The following is a 20,223-nucleotide window of genomic DNA, read 5'->3' on the forward strand; positions in this document are numbered from 1 at the left end:
CATTGATTAAAAGGGAAGTGTTGTATCATGCAAATTGATGAATCGTGGTATTCTGAATTGAAGTTAGGACAAATAAAGTCTTTGCAGCCAGTTTCCGGTGGCGATATTAATTTAGCTTTTAAAGTCGTTAGTGATGAAGGAACTTATTTCTTAAAAATCCAACCAAATAATAAAGCAGACTTCTTTGATCATGAAATCGAAGGCTTGAATCTGATTAATTCCGTCGTTCATGCCCCTCAAGTCATTCGTTCAGGAACTTTTCAGGATTGTGGTTATTTGATTCTGAATTACCTTGAATTTGGCACAGGCTCACAGTTTGATTTGGGCAAAATGGTAGCCAGGATGCATCAGAAACATGCGTCACGCTTCGGTTTAGATAAAAGTGTTTTGAATGCTAAAAATATTAAGATCAATACTTGGCAAACTAACTGGGGTGATTTTTATATTAAGCAACGACTCGAAGTTTTGGTCGATCAAGTTAAAAAGAAGGGCTACTGGAATGAGCACCGCTCGAATTTAATGAATGATTTAGAAAGTGAAATTTACCAGTATTATCAAACCAATCCAGTGACGCCAAGCTTGTTACATGGTGATCTTTGGAATGGCAACGTAGGTTTTGATATTGAGCATCAGCCGGTTCTGTTTGATCCTGATGTTTTCTTTGGCAATCGTGAAATGGATTTAGCAATGACATTGTTATTTGGTGGCTTTAATGAAGAGTTTTATCAAGGGTATAATGATGTTTATCCACTAGAAAAACATTGGCAAAAGCGCATTCCTTGGTATCAAACGTATTATTTGTTGGCACACCTAAATTTATTTGGGGAAACCTATGGTCCAAGTCTAGAGAATGCATTATCATTGAGTCTTCAAAAATGAAATAACTTTGGCAATTGAAATAATTTAGAGTAATACTAGAGATGAGAATAGATAGATTTATTGGGAGTGATAGGCATGAATAATGAGATCAAGTTTATAATCAGTGAATTAGAAGTAATTTATGGATTTTATCAAGATAAATTCAGTTTAGAGAGAATCAAAAAATATATTTTGAGTATGCCCGATGGTTCAAAAATAGTTAAAGTTGAAGAAGGAACGGTGCCAATGTATGAACACAATCTAACCTTGCCAATTGGTCAATTTAGTGATGATACCGATTCGGTTAGCCTCTTACTAGTTACACACACTATGGTACAAAATAGGGATGAAGCTGTTATCGCAAGTGACACTAAGAGAGTAGTCGATTTGGTCAGTCGTTTGCTTCACTTGATTTCACCTAAAGAATAGATTATTTTACCGATATTTTAGTCAATAATCACCAATGATTTTTGGTGGTCATTGGCTTTTTTTGTTGCTATAGAGGCATTTTGAAAAATATATAAAAGTAAAAGTAAATTTGACTTATATTGCAATGTTCTTTAAATTATTTGTTGCGCGAAAGATTTGATAAAGGGGAGAAGAAGATGAGTTTAAGAGTGCTATTAGTTTGTGGAACAGGTGCTTCATCTAGTTTTATGGCGGTCAGTATGAGAAAGGCTGTTCAACAATTAGGTTTAGATTATAAGATACAGGCTCGCAGTGAATCTGAGTTGGAAAATTATTTGGATGAAGTCGATGTAATAATGGTTGGTCCGCATTTGTCATTTATGGAAGAGGAGATCAAAAAATCAATTGGTGGTAGAAAAATTAAGGTGATACTGATGAATCCCGCTTACTATGCTGTACTGGATGGAAAAAAAGCGCTAGATCATTTGCAAAGTGAACTTGACTACAAAGAAGAGGATTCTAATAAATGAATAAATTTACGATGCTTTTTAAAGATCGAATTGCTCCAGTAATGGGACGGATCAGTCGAAGTACTTGGATCAGCGTTTTGAAGGATTCAATTTTACAGACTTTACCATTTATTTTGGTTAGTTCATTGATAACCTTTTTGAGCTTATTCAGCAATATTTGGAAATGGTGGCCAGATTTTTCGGGAATCGGTAATTTTACTTTTGGAATAGTTTCAATCTTTGTGGCGTTTCTAATCCCGTTCAATATGATGGAAAAGAAGAAATTGACTAAGCAGCGAATTATTTCAGGCTTATCCGCAATAGGATTGTTTCTTTTATTAACACATCCCACTCTTTTGAATGGAAATATTACCTTCAAATTTAGTTTTCTTGGTGCTGGTGGGATGTTTGTTGCAATTATTTGTGGTGTTTTCACAGCGTTAATAATGGGATTTTTTGGAAAATTTAGTTTTTTTAGTGAAAATACGACTATTCCAGATTTTGTTATCGCCTGGTTTGATTCAATGCTGCCAATTGGAATCGTCATTACTACCGGTTGGCTGTTGGTTGATATCTTAAAAGTCAATGTGTATCAATTAATAATTCAGTTATTTTCACCCTTGAGTGGAATCGTGGAAACATTACCTGGATTTGTCCTAGTGATGTTAATTAATTGCTTGATTTATTCTATGGGGATTTCAACGTGGATATTGACGCCAATTACCACGCCAGTGTATTTAGCTGCTATTCAAGCAAATCAAACTCAAGGGGCTCACAATATTGTAACGGGGGAAACAATGTTTTCGACCTATCTTTGGATCGGTGGCGTGGGTTGTACTTTGCCATTGGTATTAATGATGTTGATCTTAGCTAAATCGAAACGTTTAAAAGTATTGGGACGAGCCTTCATAATTCCTAGTATTTTTAACATCAACGAACCAGTAGTTTTTGGCTCAGTTGTGTGGAATCCTTTTTTCATGATTCCTATGTGGCTCCAAGGACTTATTTTACCTATGATTGTCTGGTTTGGATTGAAGTCTGGATTGGGTCAGATTCCTCATGCAATTTTTCAAATGTGGTATGTGCCTTTTCCAATTAATACGTGGATCAATGGTCAAACGATCGGTTCGATTATTTTGTTGTTAATAATCTTTATAACGTCAGCATTGATTTGGTATCCGTTCTTCAAGGCTTATGACAAGGAATTAATTAAAAGAGGAGTAGAAGATAATGGATAATATAGAGAACAGTGTAGACTTGGAACGGACTATGCAGATCATTATCCAAGCGGGTGACGCTAGAAAAATAGTGATACAGGCTTTAGATTTGATTGGGGATGCTAAGTACGATGAAGCTAGATTAGTTTTAAATACTGCACATCAAAAATTATTGGTTGCCCATGGATTGCAAACTGAAAAGATACAACAAGAGGCTCAAGGACAAAAATTATCATATTCGGTCTTATTTACTCATGCTCAGGATACGATGATGTCGGTTGATACCGAATTCAATTTAGTTAAGCACTTAATAGACATTTTTCAAAAAAGAATCAATTAGACACAAAAATAGCCGTCAACCGCAGATGTTGACGACTATTTCTTTATAACTTTACTTGTTAAGGAGGATTCGAATGTGAATGTGAATTGTTTTCAATAATTAAATCAAGTTTGCTACTTGCATCAAGATAGGAACAACGATTACGAACAAGACGGTTGAAGTTGTAACAAGGTTTGTTGCGTAATCGACGTCACCATGCGATTGATCAACCAAGATAGGAAGAACTGCTAAACCAGGAGCGGCTGATTGGATGATGAATGAGCTGCTTTCTAGTGCTGGTAAGTTTGTACCCATCATTGATTTACCAAGAAGGATGATGGCGATCATAAGTGCTGGAGCGATAATAAATCTACCAACTAGGGCTAAGATCGTATCACGATCAAATTTAATAGATTTCAAACCGGCATCAGCTAAGATGATACCAATGTAGATAAGTGACATAGGTGTAACGATACCACCAACCATGTCTAAGGTCTTGTTGATCCAATCTGGAACGGGAATAGCTAGAAGCAAGAAGACTAATGAAACTAAGAAACCAACCAATGGAGCAGGTAGTAATTTCTTCCAGTTGAAGTCTTTTTTAGCACCCTTTTCAACGGTTGGGTCATCACTTGAGATAAAGAAGATACCAATAGCCCAAGTAGAGATTGTGTTCATAACATAGTAAACAAGGAAGTAAGGTAAACTCTTAGTACCAAACAAAGCCATGTTTAAAGGTAAACCGATAAAGATCGTATTAGCATTAACGAACATGTTAATAAATGTACCACGACGGCCTTTTCTAATCTTGAAGACCTTTGTTAAAATCCAGGCTACGATATAGCCTAAGGTAAAACTGGCGAAAGTGAAAACTAAACCACCAGATAAACTTGCTAACTTGTCTCTAGTTAAATACTTAAGAACAGAAACAAAGATTGAAGCAGGTAAGGCAATTTTCATGATAATAAATGAAATATTACCCTTGAACTCGTCACCCAAGCGGCCAGAGCCTCTTAGCCAGTACCCCAAAGCGATGACAAGGACGATTTCAGCAACACTTTCTAGTGAAGTGATAAATGCAGCCATAAAAATAATTCCCCTTTATTTGACAAATTTAATATATATTAATATTTAGGTTCCCATTTTGCATCAGCAACAGCTTTTTTAGCGTCAGTTGCTGTAGTTAATTTTTCATCAATTGCTTGTTGGGCAACACCCTCAGCAACAGTGATACTGAACTTATCTAGTTTTGAAACTGGAGGAAGTACAGCAGCACCGGGTTGTGTTGCATCAACGATACCACCTAATGAATGGGCAGCTTTATTGATCATACCATCTGAAAGAACTTTAGCATTAACAGATAGTGAACCAAGTCCAAGACCAGGGTAAACCAAAGCGTTATTAGCTTGACCAATGTTGTATGTAACACCATTGTATTCGATAGGATCAACTGGAATACCAGTAGCAATAAGAGCTTTACCGTCAGTCCATTTCAAAAGATCTTCAGCCTTAGCTTCAGCAAGTTTTGTAGGATTTGATAGTGGGAAGATGATTGGACGTTCTGTATGAGCGGCCATTTCTTTAACAGCTGCTTCTGTGAAAGAACCAGGTTGTGTTGATGTACCAACTAAGATTGTTGGGTGAACGGCTTTGATAACAGCTTCAAGATTTGTTAACTCGTCAGCGTTGTCAAATTCACTACGTTGTCTTGTGAATGGCTTTTGTTCAGGAGTCAAGTCTTCTGTGTCGTCAAATAGTAAACCTTGCTTGTCAACTAAGTAGAAGTGTTTCTTAGCTTCTTCTTCAGAAAGTCCTTCTTCAACCATAGCGTCGAAGATTCTCTTAGTAATACCAGCACCAGCAGTACCTGCACCGAATGACAAGTAAACTTGATCAGTTAATTTTTGCTTAGAAATGTTCAAAGCACCAAGAATACCTGCAAGTGTAATAATACCTGTACCTTGAATATCATCGTTGAATGTTAAAATATCATCTTTGTACTTATTTAAGATATTGGCAGCATTGCTACGACCAAAGTCTTCAAAGTGAAGATACATATCAGGGAACAAGCTTTCAGCAGTTTGAACGAATTTGTCAACAAAGTCATAGTACTTGTCGCCTGTAACACGTTGATGATGGTTACCCATATATAAGTCATCAGCAAGAAGTTCTTTGTTGTTAGTACCAACGTCAAGTACAACAGGAAGAACAGATGCAGGATCAACACCGGCAGCAGCTGTGTAAACCATCAATTTACCAACTGAGATATCAACACCTTGGACACCCCAGTCGCCAATACCAAGAATACCTTCGCCATCAGTAACAACGATAAGTTTGATATCGCGTCCCTTAGCAGCATTCTTTAAGGCAGCTTCAATATCATCTTGATCATCAATTGATAGGAAAGCAGCGTTTTGTGGATCTAAGAAGAAGTGACTGTAATTTTCAATTGTGTCAGCAATAGTTGGATCATATACAACTGGCATGAATTCATTAACATGTTCACTGAATAACTTGAAGAACAATGTAACATTTTCATTGAAAATATCCATCAAGTACATTCTCTTATCTAAGAATGTAGCTTTCTTAGAATAGTTTTCGTAAGCTTGTTCTACTTGTTGGTCCAATGTTTGAACGAATGGTGGAAGCAAACCTTCGATATGATTTTCTTTTCTTTCTTCCTTAGTAAAGGCAGTACCTTTATTCAAGAAATGATTATTTAATAAGTCTAAACCCTCATAGCTCATAAAAATTCCTCCTAAATAATTTTTTCATCTTATCAACACTATAATAATTAATATACTTATGCATATCATAATTTATAAACTAAATTTACATATATTGAATTTTAAGAAAATTCCTACTTGGCATATTAAATATTTGTGTTGCTAATTAACTTTCGAATGTATAATAATACATAATAAAAAATGTAGTCAAATAATTGAACATTAATAAATAAAATTTATAGGTGATAGGATGAATTTAAAAGATTATCAATATTTTAAAAAATTATCGGAATTAAAGAACTTTTCAGATACTGCCAATTTCTTTGGAGTCAGTCAGCCGACGATTACTTATTCATTGAAACGATTAGAGCAGACCTATGGGTTGTCATTGGTTAAGCGAAAGAGCTATGCAAATTCGTTATCATTAACTTATGCAGGGCAACAGTTGTTGACGCATATTGATCGAATTCTTTTAGAAGATGATTTGATTAGCGATGATATGGAACGGATCAAGCGAGAAAAAATTGTTATGGGTTGGCCACCAATTATTACAAATTACGTGATTCCAAAAGTGTTCGATCGCTTGCGTGATGCTGATTTACTTAATTCAATTATTCCTGTAGCCGAGAGTTCTAAGATTTTGTTGTCAAAATTAAAGAATGGCGAAATAGATTTATCACTTTTAGGATCAACCATTTTGCCACAAGAAAATCACTTGGATTACCAGTTGATTAAGGAACATCGTTTCAAATTCATCGCTTCGGCTGATCGGGATGTTTCAAAAATTAAAACGGTTGAGCAATTATTTAAGGAAGATTTCATTTCTTTGGACGAAGGATCAGTTCATAGTCAGGTGTTGCAACATATCATTCAGCGCTATAATGTGACTCCACAAACAATGTTTCGAACTGCCGATTATCATTTGATGTTGAATCTAGTTAAGGCTGATAAAGGAGTTAGTTTTGTAGCTGAAACTGCAATTCAAGATGTTGATGGTATTCAAGAAATAAAAATTAATGACTTACAGTTACCATCATTTTTTATTCTATTTGTTTACCGTCCCAATATGGTTGGGGATGAAACTCTTGCAAAACTAATGCATATTTTTAGGAATATATAGATAATTTATTTTAAATATAAAAAATTTATGGTATACAGGTCTAGCCCAATGAAGTAAAATATGATTAACCAATTGGGTATTGGTGTTTAGTCGGTAGATAGAAATGAATAATAATATTTCTTGTATATTTAACAAAAATTGTATCTCATCAGTATAATTATTAATTTGTGTATATATTGTTTTATTATCATTTTTTATACTCAAAATGAATTAAAAACTAGGGGATAGTTTGTTATTTTTAATTTATTTTTCGTTAAAAGACCATTTCGATGGTCTTTTGTCGTTTAAAAGCTTAATTTATAATAAATTGTCGACTTTTGTAAACTGTCCAAAAATTAAATTATTTATGGTATCATAATTTAGTCGAGAGAAGTTCAAGCTGTTGATTCTTCTTTCAAGATAATTTCATGATTACAAAAATATATGATTTATCAATAAATGGTGGTTCCTCCCTGAGCTACCATTTTTTTTGCGCTTTTTAAAGGCTACAATCGTTTAAAACTGTGTTGTAGCAATAATAAGATACGTTTCTATGGTATAATTTCTTGTAATAAGCTATTTAGGAGTTTTAGTATGAATTACAATAAGGAACAACAAAAAGAAATTGCACAATACGCGGTAGAGCATGACAATGATTATAAAGCCACGGGTGAAAAATACGGAATTTCATATCAACAAGTAGCTGCTTGGGTTAGAAAATATTTGAAAGTAACAAAAACCAATCAAAGTCAGAAAAAATCAGTTACAACTAAAAAAGCACCACAGGCTAATGCTTTAGATATTTTAAGTCGAAAAGATCCAATCTTAGAAGAACAATTACATGAAGTTAAGAAAAGATTAGGCTTGGAGTAATAAATGAAAAAGGTTATTTTCGTTTGTCTTGGAAATATTTGTCGCTCGCCAATGGCAGAAATGATAATGCATGATTTAATTGAGAAAAAGGGCATTAGTCAGCAAATCCAAGTGGATTCACGAGCAACTTCAAATTATGAAATAGATAATCCACCTCATGTTGGGGCAATTGCAGAATTAAAGAAGCAACATGTTCCTTTACTTAAACATCGAGCACGAAGAATCACTGCTACTGATTTTCAGGAAGCTGACTTAATAATTGGAATGGATCACCAAAATATTATTGATTTGCGCAAAATGGCTCCTAGACTTGATGTTGAAAAGATCCATTTAGCCTATGATGTTCTTGGAAAAAATAAAGAAATTGTAGATCCATGGTACGATCATAATTTCGAGAGAACTTATCACCAATTGATGGAAGTTTTACCTGTCTGGCTTGAATCTTTATCAGAATAAATACAGATAAAAAGTCATTTAATTATTAAGTATTAAAGAAGACTAGTGTCGTAACCATCAGGGATGATTGCCATACTAGCCTTTTTAGACAAAAATTTTTTTTGATATTTAGATGCTTATTGGAGGTTTTTATATGTCTAATTCACTTTGGAATCATATTAAAAATATTTTTTCGACAGATGATTCAGTTGATGAAGGAAGAATTGAAACCAATGATATTCATGATCCACAAAATAAAGCCCGCAGTCAGGCACAAGCACAGTGTGATTTTTCTGAAATCTTAGATGTTAAAAATATTGTTATGGAAGTTGATCTTCATTCGCAGGCAGAAGTTCTAAAATATTTAACTGATTTCTATCATAGATTGAATCTAGCAACTGATTCTGAAAAACTTTACGGAAGATTTTTATTGCGAGAAAAAGAATCTGCGACTAATTTAGGTAGTGGTATAGTAATGCCTCATGCTGTCGACAGTTCGGTACAAAAATTAACTATGATTATTTTGAAATTAGAGAACCCACTGATGTGGGATGATCAAAAAGTGAGTTGGGTGATAGCACTCTTGATACCTGAATCTGAAAAGGATTTCTCACATGTCAAATATATGGCGGGAATTGCTCGATTATTGTTGAAACCGACATTTGTCTATGCATTGAAAGAAACGACTACAGCAAAACAGGTTGAAAAATTATTTGTAAATAGCTGAAGGAATCCTTTTGTGACAATGAAAAATTAAATATATTATGATATTGTTGTAGGTAGTTAATTAATTGATCTGGAGGGATTATTTTGGGCCAATTGAGTGTTCTGAATGTTATAATTCGACTCCTTTTAGCGGTACTATTTTCTGGAATTATAGGATTGGATCGAGCGTATAAACATCGACCAGCTGGTTTGCGGACACATATCTTGGTTTGTCTGGGAGCATGTATCATTGCTATGATCCAAAAAAATATTGGATTTGACGCCTTAGAGATGGCTCGCCAATATCCACAGTATAAGGGCGTTTTAAGAGCTGATGATGCTAGATTGATTGCTCAAGTTGTTAGTGGTATTGGTTTTTTAGGTGCAGGGACAATTATTGTGGAGCATCATTCAATCAGAGGATTGACGACAGCTGCTAGTTTGTGGGTAGTAGCATGTCTGGGAATCGCTGTTGGTATGGGAGATTATATTATCGCCATAGTAGGATTCTTAGTCGTCTATGCTGTTTTGGGCTTCTTAAAGAAAATTATCAAAATCAGTCCGGTACGAAAGTTAAAAATTGAGTATAAACACAAGATTGATACAAAGAAATTTATCGATGATTATTTTCAAAGACACGATATAACCGTTGAGGGTGTCAGATTCAGCGTTTCAAGATTAGAAAGTACGAAGATTTATACTAATGTTTATTCAATCGACTTTGGGAAAAATATTGATTACGTTGACATTGTTGAAGGATTGTCAATGAATGAAAATATTATAAAAGTTGAAACTATTAACGTTTAATGGGTGCGAGGCATGTAAATAGGCGTAAAAGCTATGTCTCAATCTCATTTTTTTATGTTTATTTTTATGTAAATTTATTTAATTAATTAAGTCTGGATAAATCATTGTAATTTGTCTAGACCTTTGTTATCTTTTTCTATCGGGGGAACTAATGTTAAGAATTCTACGTTCAAGATTATTCATTATTTTTGTATTCACGCTATTTATTTTGATGGGGTACTTGCTATTTGTAAAAAATAATACTATGGGTAAAGTGACGGAATCAAAAATAACTGTAATCAATTTATCAAATCAAAAAAGGATTACGGAATTTGATAATAAGAGTCGCAATTATTCGTATGTTTCATTCGATAATTTGTATGAAAATACAGCGCTCTACTTTGGGTCCAAAATTTATCAATTTGGACATATTAAAAAAATAAATACAAGGGACCAGACCATGTTAGTGACGCTTGATGGTAATGATCCTTCGAAAACTTGTAAGATCAGATACGGCTCATCGGATTTTGCTCGTGGTATAAGTGATTTACAAGAAGATGATGCGATAGAGTTTTATGGCAAAGTTTTATCAATTGACGATTATATGAATGAAAAAGGACGGGAAATGAGCCGACCAGTGATTTCTGCCAACTTCATTCAAATGAAATTAAAAAATAGGGGAAAATAATGCAATTATTTAATAGTGTTCTAGACGATAATTTTGAATATTTAATGTATCAAGAATTACTTGATTTACGTGAATTAGAATCAGATATTTCTAAAAAATAATGGGGTAATAGGTGATGATCATATTTTTGATTGTCGCTTTTTTTATTGGGAATATAAAAGAATCTAAAATAAAATGACAACCAAAAAAGCCTACTGAAATTAAATTCAGTAGACTCTTTTTGATAAAACTTTTTAAACAAATGGCAATCACTCTTTAGAGCGACATTAATAAGAGAAGTTTTAATTATTATTTTTTAGATTCCTTCTTGTCTTTTCCAGACTTCTTTGCTGCGGAATCTACGCGTTTTTCGTTTTCTTTTACATCATCGGGAAGAGAGGCAAATTTATCAAACAAACTTCCAAAATTACTTTCACGTTTCACTGTTAAGCCCATCGGTACCAGCCCCTTTCAGGTTTCTTTATATCTAACTGTATTATAAAACCTTTTTAAAGAAATGACAAATTCTTGAGCGTTGTAAATTATAAAAATTAATTAGCTTTTTCGATCTTGCCTGTGGCGATAGGTAAAGTAGTATGAGCATCGTAATTGCCTACAGCTCCAGCAACGCTATTTGGCAATTCAAGACTATCTGGAACACCATGGACATAAATAACACGTTTATCTAGTTCCAAATCATCAGTTCCAAAAACTTCTTTAAATTTATTCTGTAGTTCTTTTAATGGAACGTCCATTTCATATTTGAAATGACCGTTAGCGTCAGAAACGGGATAATTGTCATTAGGGACATCCATATGTTGAGGGGCATTGTCGAAAGGAACCATAGTTGTACCAGAGACTATTTCAGTTTCGGGAAGATCAACTAGACCATCTTTATTCTTGTCTTGAGCCATAGTAGCTATTTGAGCATCCTTGCCTTCGGGAAAGCCATGGAAATGTTCCCAATGTTGAGTATTCTTAGGTGTATCAAACATTTCGATTTCGATGTGTAGTTTGTCGTCTGATTCAGTGAAAGTAGCTTGACCATGAGCTTTAGTACCAATAAATTCGTCATTTAATGGTTGAATATTTGCAATATATTTGTTTGTCATAAGAAAATCTCCTTTTATAAATTGTACGCAAAACTATTTTACAAAACTAATTGTATACCGTTTATATTTATTTACAAGTGAAAAATTAATGTTGCACTAAAGTTGACAATTATTTTGATTAACTTAAGATTAAATAAGTTCGGACTAATATGAGGAGGGATATTTATTGGCAACTGAATATCTTGAACACAAATTAAGCTTATTGCCACCACGTCCGGGTTGCTATTTAATGAAGGATATCAATTCGAAGATTATTTATGTTGGTAAAGCTAAAAATTTGAAGAATCGGGTACGTTCATATTTTAAAAGTTCCCATGAGGGAAAAACAGCACGGTTAGTATCCGAAATACGTGATTTTGAAACAATTATCACTTCTAATGACAAGGAAGCCTTCTTATTAGAAATTACTTTGATTCAAAAACACCAACCTTATTACAATATAAAATTGAAGCGAGGGACAGGGTATCCTTATATTAAGATTACAAATGAACGTGATCCTAAGATGGAAATAACTGGTTCTATTAAAAAAGATGGTGGCTATTATTTTGGGCCTTATCCTAATGTTTGGGCTGCTTCAAATACTTTGAATTTCCTACAAAAAGTCTATCCCTTGAGAAGGTGCCAAGGTAATCTAGGTCGTCCTTGCCTTTACTACCACATGGGACAATGTCTGGGAGCTTGCTTTCAAACCGTTCCTAAGGAAAAATACGATAATCAAATTGAGAAGATCAAACGCTTTTTAGGTGGTAACGTGGGTGAAATCAAACATCAACTAGAAGAAAGAATGGAAACAGCTTCTGAAAAAATGGAATTTGAACGGGCTGCAGAGTTACGAGATCAGATTAAGTACATTGAAACCACGGTTGAAAAGCAGAAAATTATTTCTAATGACAGTACGCCACGAGATATTTTTAATTATTATGTTGAAAAAGGCTGGATCTCAATTCAAATCTTCTTTATTCGCCAAGCTAGATTAATGAAGCGTGAGAAGAAAGTTTTTGCCTGTATCAATACTCCTGAAGAGGAATTATCGACGTTCATTTTGCAATTTTATAATCGTCGTAATCAAGTATTGCCTAAAGAGATCTTGGTACCTGATAATTTGGATAAAAAAACACTTTCACAAGTATTGAATATACCGTTTCGAACTCCACAACGTGGTCAGAAAAAAGATTTGATGGATATGGCAGCGGAGAATTCTAAATTAGTTTTACAGGAGAAATTCCGTTTGATGGAATTAGATAATCGTCAGACTTATGGTGCTCAAAAACAGATTTTTGATGCCTTAGATTTACCATATGGCCACGTTATTGAATCATTTGACCATTCACACATCCAGGGAACAAATCCCGTGTCGGCTATGGTTATGTTTAAGGACGGTCGACCTGAAAAGAGTGGTTATCGTAAATATAAGATAAAAGGTGAAGTCGAGCACCAGTCAGGAGCTGATGAGGCGGCTAATACCCGGGAAGTGATCTATCGGCGCTATTCACGTCTAATCAAGGAAGATGCTGCTTTACCAGATTTAATTTTAATGGACGGTGGCATTATCGAATTACGTGCAGTTATGGATGTTTTAGTCAATGAATTGGGAATTGATATACCTGTAGCCGGAATGGTCAAAGATAATCACCATAATACTTCACATTTAATTGTCGGAGAAGATGGGATTGAGGTACCATTAGATCGTAAGAGCCAAGGATTTTATCTGTTGCAGCGAATACAAGATGAGGTCCACCGTTTTGCAATTACATTCCATCGAAAGACTAGGAGTAAAAATGCTTTGTCGTCACAATTGGATAATATTCAAGGTGTTGGTCCTAAAACCCGGACTAAACTATTGAAAAAATTTGGTTCCGTTAAAAAGATGAAAGAGGCTTCAGTTGAACAGTTGACTGATTTAGGGATTCCTAAGACAACTGCACAGACGATAAAAATTACCTTAGCAAGTACTAATTTTCATAAAAAATACCATAAAGGTTAATTGGGGGAAAATATATGATTACATTAAAGTCAGAACGTGAAATAGAAGGAATGCGAGAGTCTGGTAAAATTCTAGCGGGAGTCCATTTAGGTTTGCGTGATATGATCAAACCAGGGATTTCAGCCTATTCGATTGAAGAGTTTGCCAATGATTACATCGTTAGTCACGGTGCTGTTCCTTCAGAAAAGGGTTTTGAAGGATATAAATACGCTACCTGCGTTGATGTTAATGACGAAGTAGCTCATGGAACACCACGTCGCAATTTGATTTTACACGAAGGCGATCTCGTAAAAGTTGATATGACGGTTAGTTATAAGGGTTACCAAAGTGATTCATGTTGGAGTTATGCGGTAGGATCAGTTACTCAGGAAACTTCAGATTTGATGGAAGTTACTAAGAAGTCATTGTATTTAGGAATTGCTCAAAGTGTTGCTGGCAATCGTTTGGGAGATATCGGTTATGCAATTCAACATTATACTGAGGATGAACACGGCTATGGAGACGTTAGAGAACTCTGTGGACATGGTATTCAACCTACTATGCATGAACAACCAGATGTTTTGCACTATGGAGAACCTGGTAAGGGATTGCGCCTTAAAAATGGGATGACAATTACTATTGAACCAATGATCAATGAAGGTACTTGGGAAATTGTTGATCGTCAATTGGATGATCCTAATGATGACTGGATTTATTATGCTAGTGCCGATGGTTCTTGGTCTGCCCAATATGAACATACCTTGGCTATTACTGAAGATGGGCCAAAGATTCTAACTTCACAAGACGCTGCTGAAGATGAGAAGTATCTAAAGTGGGCTCGTGATTATTTGAAGGAACATAAACAAACTAAATAGTTCATTAAAATACCGTCTATATTTAAGCACAATTGTGCAATATAGACGGTATTTTTGTAATTTCTTTACAGATAAAACTTATTATTAATATAATTATTTTACTTTCAAATTTATGGAGGAGTGAATATGACATATTATCGTGTAAGTAAGGACGGGGTAGAAAAAAGCGACCAAGAAAACGGAAATTGGTTAGTACTTCGAGAAGATGCAGTAACCAAGGAGACTTTGAGTAAAATCAATGATGAATATTCATTACCAGATGAATTATTTAGTGCAAGAAATGAAGCTGAGGAGGTTACTAGATTTGAATCGTTGAAGGATACTAAATTAAAGAATCCTATGGTTTTAGTTTTGATGGATCTATATGATAGTAAAACTGAGACCATTGAGGAGCGATTAGAACCGGTAACAATTTTAAAAGCTGACGATTTATTAATAACACATGTCTGCAGAGAATCGTCGTTGATCGATCATTTGCTAGAGAACAATGCCACTGATCTGAATAATTTTGAAAAAATAATTGCTCGTTTGGCTTATACAACTTATAGGCACTTTATTGCCGAATTAAGCGAGATTAAAGAAGAAATTGATAAGTTAGACCAAGCATCACGAAAGGCTGCTGGTAAGGAAGAATTGGTCAAATTAACAGATACACAGCGAGTTGTCGTATATATTGATCAGACTTTATTAGATCAAAAAGAAGTTTTGGATAAACTTTTAACTGATGAAGATTTTTTGACAGGATTAGCCGATGAAAAATTGAGCTATGATATCAGAGTACGACAACGACATGCAGAGAAGATGGTCAATATATATCGTGATCTTTTGGAAAGTATTAGTAATTTATTTGTCAGTATGATGGATCGTAGTTTGAATAATTTAATGAAATATCTAGATTCAGTAGCCTTGATTATTTCCATACCATCATTATTTGCCGGGGTATGGGGGATGAACGTTGGAGGATTGCCGGGAACTAAATCTAAAATAGGTTTTGTAATCGTAATGCTTGCGGCCGTTTTAGTCTCAATTATCTTTGGAATATATTTGCGTAATAAGGATTACTCTAAATGATTTTAAGAATAAAAAAATACAATCATCATGATTCTGATGATTGTATTTTTTAGGCGCACCCTGCATGGGTGCTAACTTGGTGGTGAAAGTCCACTGTGAGCCGTAGTAGTCGGAATCACTAGCCGAGGATAAGGGTGTCCACCGTGAGGTGGAATCTGAAGGAAGTCTAAAGCAAAATACTGAGCTGATGAACAAAGTGTTGAGATCAAACTTTTGACCGAATTCAATATTTAAAGTTCCAAGAAGTTTGAGTTAGATATTTTTCGTTGGGTCTGAGGATCATGTCTCTTAAATCGTTACTAGAACTAGGAGGTATCTGTGCTTCTAGAGCAATTCCACCATACTGATTGAAATCATGAGTTAGACCAGTGTGATTAAAATGATTTCCAGTGTAAACAACAATGGCTGGAGCAGTTGTTCTTAAAATCATTGATCTACGTCTATCTGATGAATAAAGTTTTACAGCCGGTGCTGAATTATTATTCAAGATGAAGGGATGATTAAGTCCGTTTTCATGTTTGATTTGGGAATCAGATGAACCTAAGGCTTGGTTAAGAATTCTTTCATTTCGAAAATCAAAACAACTGTCAGCGACATTTTGAGTGCTAGCTAGAGGGATGTGGTCTTTATCTAGTGGTAAATATTGGTCCGCATTTATCATCAATAAATTGTTTTTAATATTACTTTTAGGACCATCTAAGCAGAAATATACATGATTGGCTATATTGCAAAGGGTTGTCGCATCAGTGACCGCTAATACCGAATAGAAAAGGGTATCTTGATTATTTAAAGTGTATTTGACCGTTATATCTAAGTTTCCAGGATAATTATTATTACCATCTAGATCTAAATAATGAAAGCTAGCACTACAATCAAATTCTGATTGATTTACTTTAAAGTCAAAGATTCTGGTATCTAATCCTCTTTTCCCACCATGTGAATGGGTAATGTTATTCTCGTTTAGTTCAAAATGATAGGCTTTTGTGTCATTTTTTTGCCATAAACCAGATTTGATTCTGCCGATGACTCTTCCGACAGTGCCACCAAGAAAATTTCTTTCTTTATCATAATCTTCTGGACAATCTAAACTCAAAATTAGATTGATCAACTTACCATGGTCAGGAACCATCACTTTTTCAAGTGTTGCTCCGTAATTCAAAAGTTTAACGATCATACCATTGTCATTTTGTAGCGTGATTTCATATTTGTTTTTATCGTATTGGATTTTAGAGTTTTCTATGATAAGTCACTTTCTATTTCATCTTTGAAGAGATCCTGGCGCTTAACCTCTTGAAAATGATTTGTGAGATTATTGATTTTTGTAAACATCTTTTTTGCATTATTAGTTTGCTGTAAGCCCAAATAGCCTAAGCCCATCAGATAATAGCAGTTAATGCTATTTTTATTTTGATGATTCTCATCAAATAATAGTGAATCAGGCAAAGAAACAGCAAAATAATCAGCAGTAATTTTATCAAAAAGATGTTTTTCACCATAAGTGAGCAATTTATGATATTTTGCCACGGCCTTTTTTTGTTCTCCTAATTGTTCCCAAGCAAGTCCTTGATAAAAGATAGCATCAGCAGGTTCATCGTTGTAGTACATCATGTTCGTTGGCTCAACAATACCTTTTGTGGCTTCAGTTAGATAGAAGATGGAATTTTGTGAATCGTCGACCATTTTATAGGCTAAGCCAAGATAGTAGGTCACAATATTTTCATGCAAAGTCACTAATTTGCCTTCACCAATATTTTCAGGATAGGTTAGTGCTTTAGTTAATTTTTCAATAGCCTTCAAGGGATTTTTTTCTTGCAGATCAATTTTGGCCAATTCAACTAGAGAATATTTGTACTGAGTGCTTACTTTACCTTCTCCACCTTCCCAAGGATGGAAATTATGAACCATGATCTTGTCATAGGCTTGTTGGTACTTTCCGGTATCGTTTAACAAGGTTATTAGTTGAATATAACTGTCATCTCTTTGCTTAACTAAATTCTCATGTGAAGTTAAGAATGAGAGACGGTCAGTCAAAGAATGATTCAATTTTTCATACAAAGTATCTAATTCGAAGACTAAACGAGCATTATTAGGATCTAATTTAAAAGAGGTTTCCAAAGCAATTAGTGCCCTTTTTGAATTATTGTCCTTATTGAAGTATTTGATTGATAAATTACGATAAGCCATTGGGTAATCAGGATTCAACTGAGTACACTTTTCCCAATATTCTTGAGCGAGGTTATAGTTTTTACGATCGTAATTAATATTGCCGAGGTAATAATTAGCTAAGCCATCTTGAGGATTCAGGCGAATAATCTTTTGCAAAACCAAAATATCAAAGAGGTTGTTAGGGAAAACGTAGTCTGGAGATAGGTTTGCGCCTGTTTGCGCATGCTTTAAAGCAGCCTTATTTTGGCCAATCAGGTCAAAGACATAAGCTAAATAATATTCTTTAAGAGGATTTTGTGATTCAGATAAATTCAAAACATTGATTGCATCTGCATATTGTCCAGTTTCAATGAATAATGAAGCCAAGTTCAAAATATCATTTAATTTAGTGCTGGCTTTAATAAGCAGTTTTGAATTCGTCTGATTATCTGGATCGATTTGAGATAATTCGTATAATAATCCTAAGTTTAAGGGATCAAATTTTAAACTGTGCTCAAGAATATTTTTGGCGGCTTGAGATTGGGCTAATAAGTTTAAAACATGGATTTCTAAGAATTTATTTGTCGTATCACAGTAGTTATAATTCGATGACTGTTGAATAAAATCTAAGGCCTTTTGATAATCTTTAGAACGTAGCTTTAATTTAGCCATTTCAAAGAAGGAGATAGCTTTGGTATTGTCAGACCAAGTTGCTTTAAAGAAATCATCATATGCTTCTTCAATTCGACCCTGTTTGACCAAGCTCAAACCAAGATGATACATAGGTGCTCCTGAGACAGGATTAGTGTTGTGTTCATTAGAACGTTTGATAGCATTCTTGAAGTACTTTTCGCTTTTAGCAAAGAGACCATTTCTAAACAGGATTAGGCCATAAGCATCATTAATACGTTCGTCGTCAGGATCTCGCTTGAGACCTTCTAAATAGTAATCTTTTGGTTGAAAGCTAGCATGTCGATATTGTTCCAAATGTTGTCCAGCAAAGAATAGTTCATCATTAGTTTTTAACTCTTGAGGAACTGGAATAGCTTCAGCAGGATCTGGGATTTTTTCAATTTTCTTGTCTTTAGGTAGATATTTTACTAATAGTTCATTATTACAATCGAATAAACTTAAACTTAAACCTTTAAGAGGATGGTCAATTCCTGATAGTTCAGTCGTAAAGGGCTTATCAGGTGCAATATTCACTTTGATATTTCTGATAACCTGTTGATCATATTTTAATTCAAGGTGGGCATTTCGGTATTCTGAGGTCGTATATGCGGCAATTGTCACTCGATCATCATCTTTAGATAGATTAATTGCACCTTTGATAGTGGCATTTTTAACAGCACCAACAGCACGATAAGGCATAAAATATTCAGTTGAACGTTTTTGTTCATGAGGTTTTAACCAAGTGAAGTCAGGCTGATTGTCAGTGAAAGTTCCGACCATCAATTCAATATAAGGACCATCGTTGTCAGTTAATTGGTGATCCCAGGCTTTACCAAAATCACCATTGCCCCAAGTCCATTGCTTTTTACCAGGGGATGTATGGTGATCAGCAACATGTAGTAAACCAGCTTGTTTCTGGTAGTCATAATTTCCCAGAAAATCGTAATCAGAATGGGCTGCCATATAGGAGGTTGGGACGGGAATATTCTTGTATCTCGAAATGTCTACCCCTGCAGAGTAGTCCATTTTATAATATTCACCGGTTGCAATTGGGAAAGTCGAAACGGCTCGTTTGCCGTGATCAAACACAGCATGAACATCAGGTGGAAAAATTGATTGCGTATGTTCATTAACAGGAACAGCTGGATTAGCCCACCAAAGGAAAGTTTGTGGCAATTCGGTCGGATTGGAGAAAGTTTCTTCAAGTTTTAAATATGACCTATCTTTAAAAAGCGTAAAGCCGATTACAATCTTAGTTCCATACATTCGATCGACGTCGCTCATCCAAACGGTCTTTGATCCATCAGAATTACTTTTAATTGAATAATTGACTGGCAAATAAGTATCTGGACGATGATGTTGGGGCCAATTGAGTTCAATTCCGCCTGAGATCCAAGGACCCGCTAAACCGACAAGTGCCGGCTTTATAACGTGATTGTAATAAACAAAATCATAATTGTTGGTTTTATCTATCATTCTTTGAATTCTGCCACCTAATTCAGGTAAAAAGGTAATTTGAACATATTTATTTTCCAAAATAATAGCGGTGTAAACTTTATCTTCTTTGATATCTTTGATTTTTTCAGTCACTGGATAAGGATAAACTTTACCACTACTGCCTTGATAAGCACGATTCTCTAAAAACATTGGATTTTTTTCAGGTTTTCCAGTTTTGTATGTTGGAATAGTAATTTTTTTTTCAGTTACGGTAACTTTTAAATTGTTTTTATTTTTAATGGTATCCATAAACAGGTATCTCCTTTACTTTTCTAAGGATATATTA

Annotated in this window: 20 protein-coding genes; 14 read left to right on the forward strand and 6 right to left on the reverse strand. The window is 34.6% G+C overall.

Features of this window, described 5'->3' with window-relative positions:
* Positions 1-27: 27 nt before the first annotated feature.
* The 5 genes from LA20249_RS02150 to LA20249_RS02170 all read left to right on the forward strand — a co-directional run bounded on the left by LA20249_RS02150 (position 28) and on the right by LA20249_RS02170 (position 3,332).
* Entirely contained in the window at positions 28-879 is an 852-nt protein-coding gene (locus LA20249_RS02150) for a fructosamine kinase family protein (RefSeq protein WP_057739383.1), read from the forward strand.
* A gap of 75 nt (positions 880-954) precedes the next feature.
* Positions 955-1,287 (forward strand): hypothetical protein, encoded by a 333-nt coding sequence (locus tag LA20249_RS02155; protein WP_057739384.1) that lies wholly within the window; start codon positions 955-957, stop codon positions 1,285-1,287.
* Positions 1,288-1,463: 176 nt separating this feature from the next.
* Entirely contained in the window at positions 1,464-1,796 is a 333-nt protein-coding gene (locus LA20249_RS02160) for a PTS sugar transporter subunit IIB (protein WP_057739385.1), read from the forward strand.
* Positions 1,793-3,013 carry a PTS sugar transporter subunit IIC gene (locus tag LA20249_RS02165; RefSeq protein WP_057739386.1) on the forward strand — a complete coding sequence of 407 codons (1,221 nt, stop codon included), beginning with the start codon at positions 1,793-1,795 and terminating at the stop codon, positions 3,011-3,013. The genes LA20249_RS02160 and LA20249_RS02165 overlap by 4 nt, the downstream gene beginning before the upstream one ends.
* Positions 3,006-3,332 carry a PTS sugar transporter subunit IIA gene (locus tag LA20249_RS02170; protein WP_057739387.1) on the forward strand — a complete coding sequence of 109 codons (327 nt, stop codon included), beginning with the start codon at positions 3,006-3,008 and terminating at the stop codon, positions 3,330-3,332. Before LA20249_RS02165 ends, LA20249_RS02170 begins: the two co-directional genes overlap by 8 nt.
* Before the next feature lie 99 nt (positions 3,333-3,431).
* Here LA20249_RS02170 and LA20249_RS02175 read toward each other — a convergent pair whose 3' ends face one another.
* Both LA20249_RS02175 and LA20249_RS02180 read right to left on the reverse strand, forming a co-directional pair.
* Positions 3,432-4,397 (reverse strand): AEC family transporter, encoded by a 966-nt coding sequence (locus LA20249_RS02175; protein WP_057739388.1) that lies wholly within the window; start codon positions 4,395-4,397, stop codon positions 3,432-3,434.
* 38 nt (positions 4,398-4,435) lie between these two features.
* On the reverse strand, positions 4,436-6,058 hold the full coding sequence (locus LA20249_RS02180) for a malolactic enzyme (protein ID WP_057739389.1): 1,623 nt from the start codon (positions 6,056-6,058) through the stop codon (positions 4,436-4,438).
* A 229-nt stretch (positions 6,059-6,287) separates the two neighbouring features.
* Here LA20249_RS02180 and LA20249_RS02185 point away from each other — a divergent pair, with 229 nt between their 5' ends.
* The 6 genes from LA20249_RS02185 to LA20249_RS02210 all read left to right on the forward strand — a co-directional run bounded on the left by LA20249_RS02185 (position 6,288) and on the right by LA20249_RS02210 (position 10,623).
* Complete coding sequence (locus LA20249_RS02185) at positions 6,288-7,157, forward strand: LysR family transcriptional regulator (protein ID WP_057739390.1); 870 nt, start codon at positions 6,288-6,290, stop codon at positions 7,155-7,157.
* A 573-nt stretch (positions 7,158-7,730) separates the two neighbouring features.
* Positions 7,731-8,009 (forward strand): helix-turn-helix domain-containing protein, encoded by a 279-nt coding sequence (locus tag LA20249_RS02190; RefSeq protein ID WP_057739391.1) that lies wholly within the window; start codon positions 7,731-7,733, stop codon positions 8,007-8,009.
* A gap of 3 nt (positions 8,010-8,012) precedes the next feature.
* Positions 8,013-8,465 carry a low molecular weight protein-tyrosine-phosphatase gene (locus tag LA20249_RS02195; RefSeq protein WP_057739392.1) on the forward strand — a complete coding sequence of 151 codons (453 nt, stop codon included), beginning with the start codon at positions 8,013-8,015 and terminating at the stop codon, positions 8,463-8,465.
* Positions 8,466-8,598: 133 nt separating this feature from the next.
* Entirely contained in the window at positions 8,599-9,171 is a 573-nt protein-coding gene (locus LA20249_RS02200; RefSeq protein WP_057739393.1) for a PTS sugar transporter subunit IIA, read from the forward strand.
* Between the two features lie 80 nt (positions 9,172-9,251).
* Complete coding sequence (locus tag LA20249_RS02205) at positions 9,252-9,956, forward strand: MgtC/SapB family protein (protein ID WP_057739394.1); 705 nt, start codon at positions 9,252-9,254, stop codon at positions 9,954-9,956.
* A 151-nt stretch (positions 9,957-10,107) separates the two neighbouring features.
* On the forward strand, positions 10,108-10,623 hold the full coding sequence (locus tag LA20249_RS02210) for a hypothetical protein (protein ID WP_057739395.1): 516 nt from the start codon (positions 10,108-10,110) through the stop codon (positions 10,621-10,623).
* A gap of 288 nt (positions 10,624-10,911) precedes the next feature.
* Here LA20249_RS02210 and LA20249_RS11725 read toward each other — a convergent pair whose 3' ends face one another.
* The gene (locus tag LA20249_RS11725) at positions 10,912-11,058 is read right to left on the reverse strand and encodes an SPJ_0845 family protein (RefSeq protein WP_164477436.1); all 147 of its coding nucleotides are present in this window, start codon (positions 11,056-11,058) and stop codon (positions 10,912-10,914) included.
* 95 nt (positions 11,059-11,153) lie between these two features.
* On the reverse strand, positions 11,154-11,714 hold the full coding sequence (locus LA20249_RS02215) for a hypothetical protein (protein WP_057739396.1): 561 nt from the start codon (positions 11,712-11,714) through the stop codon (positions 11,154-11,156).
* Between the two features lie 166 nt (positions 11,715-11,880).
* Here LA20249_RS02215 and uvrC point away from each other — a divergent pair, with 166 nt between their 5' ends.
* From uvrC to LA20249_RS02230, 3 genes are all read left to right on the forward strand, one after another.
* Complete coding sequence (gene uvrC, locus LA20249_RS02220; protein WP_057739397.1) at positions 11,881-13,698, forward strand: excinuclease ABC subunit UvrC; 1,818 nt, start codon at positions 11,881-11,883, stop codon at positions 13,696-13,698.
* A gap of 14 nt (positions 13,699-13,712) precedes the next feature.
* Complete coding sequence (gene map / locus LA20249_RS02225; RefSeq protein ID WP_057739398.1) at positions 13,713-14,552, forward strand: type I methionyl aminopeptidase; 840 nt, start codon at positions 13,713-13,715, stop codon at positions 14,550-14,552.
* 126 nt (positions 14,553-14,678) lie between these two features.
* Complete coding sequence (locus tag LA20249_RS02230; RefSeq protein WP_057739399.1) at positions 14,679-15,623, forward strand: magnesium transporter CorA family protein; 945 nt, start codon at positions 14,679-14,681, stop codon at positions 15,621-15,623.
* 223 nt (positions 15,624-15,846) lie between these two features.
* On the opposite strand, the gene LA20249_RS02235 is transcribed toward LA20249_RS02230, so the two are convergent.
* Positions 15,847-16,866, reverse strand: a complete 1,020-nt coding sequence (locus LA20249_RS02235; RefSeq protein ID WP_057739400.1) for an aldose epimerase family protein — start codon at positions 16,864-16,866, stop codon at positions 15,847-15,849.
* On the reverse strand, positions 16,860-20,186 hold the full coding sequence (locus LA20249_RS02240; RefSeq protein ID WP_057739401.1) for a tetratricopeptide repeat protein: 3,327 nt from the start codon (positions 20,184-20,186) through the stop codon (positions 16,860-16,862). The genes LA20249_RS02235 and LA20249_RS02240 overlap by 7 nt, the downstream gene beginning before the upstream one ends.
* Between the last annotated feature and the right edge of the window lie 37 nt (positions 20,187-20,223).

Origin of the sequence: Companilactobacillus alimentarius DSM 20249 (assembly GCF_002849895.1) — a bacterium.
Lineage (GTDB): Bacteria > Bacillota > Bacilli > Lactobacillales > Lactobacillaceae > Companilactobacillus > Companilactobacillus alimentarius.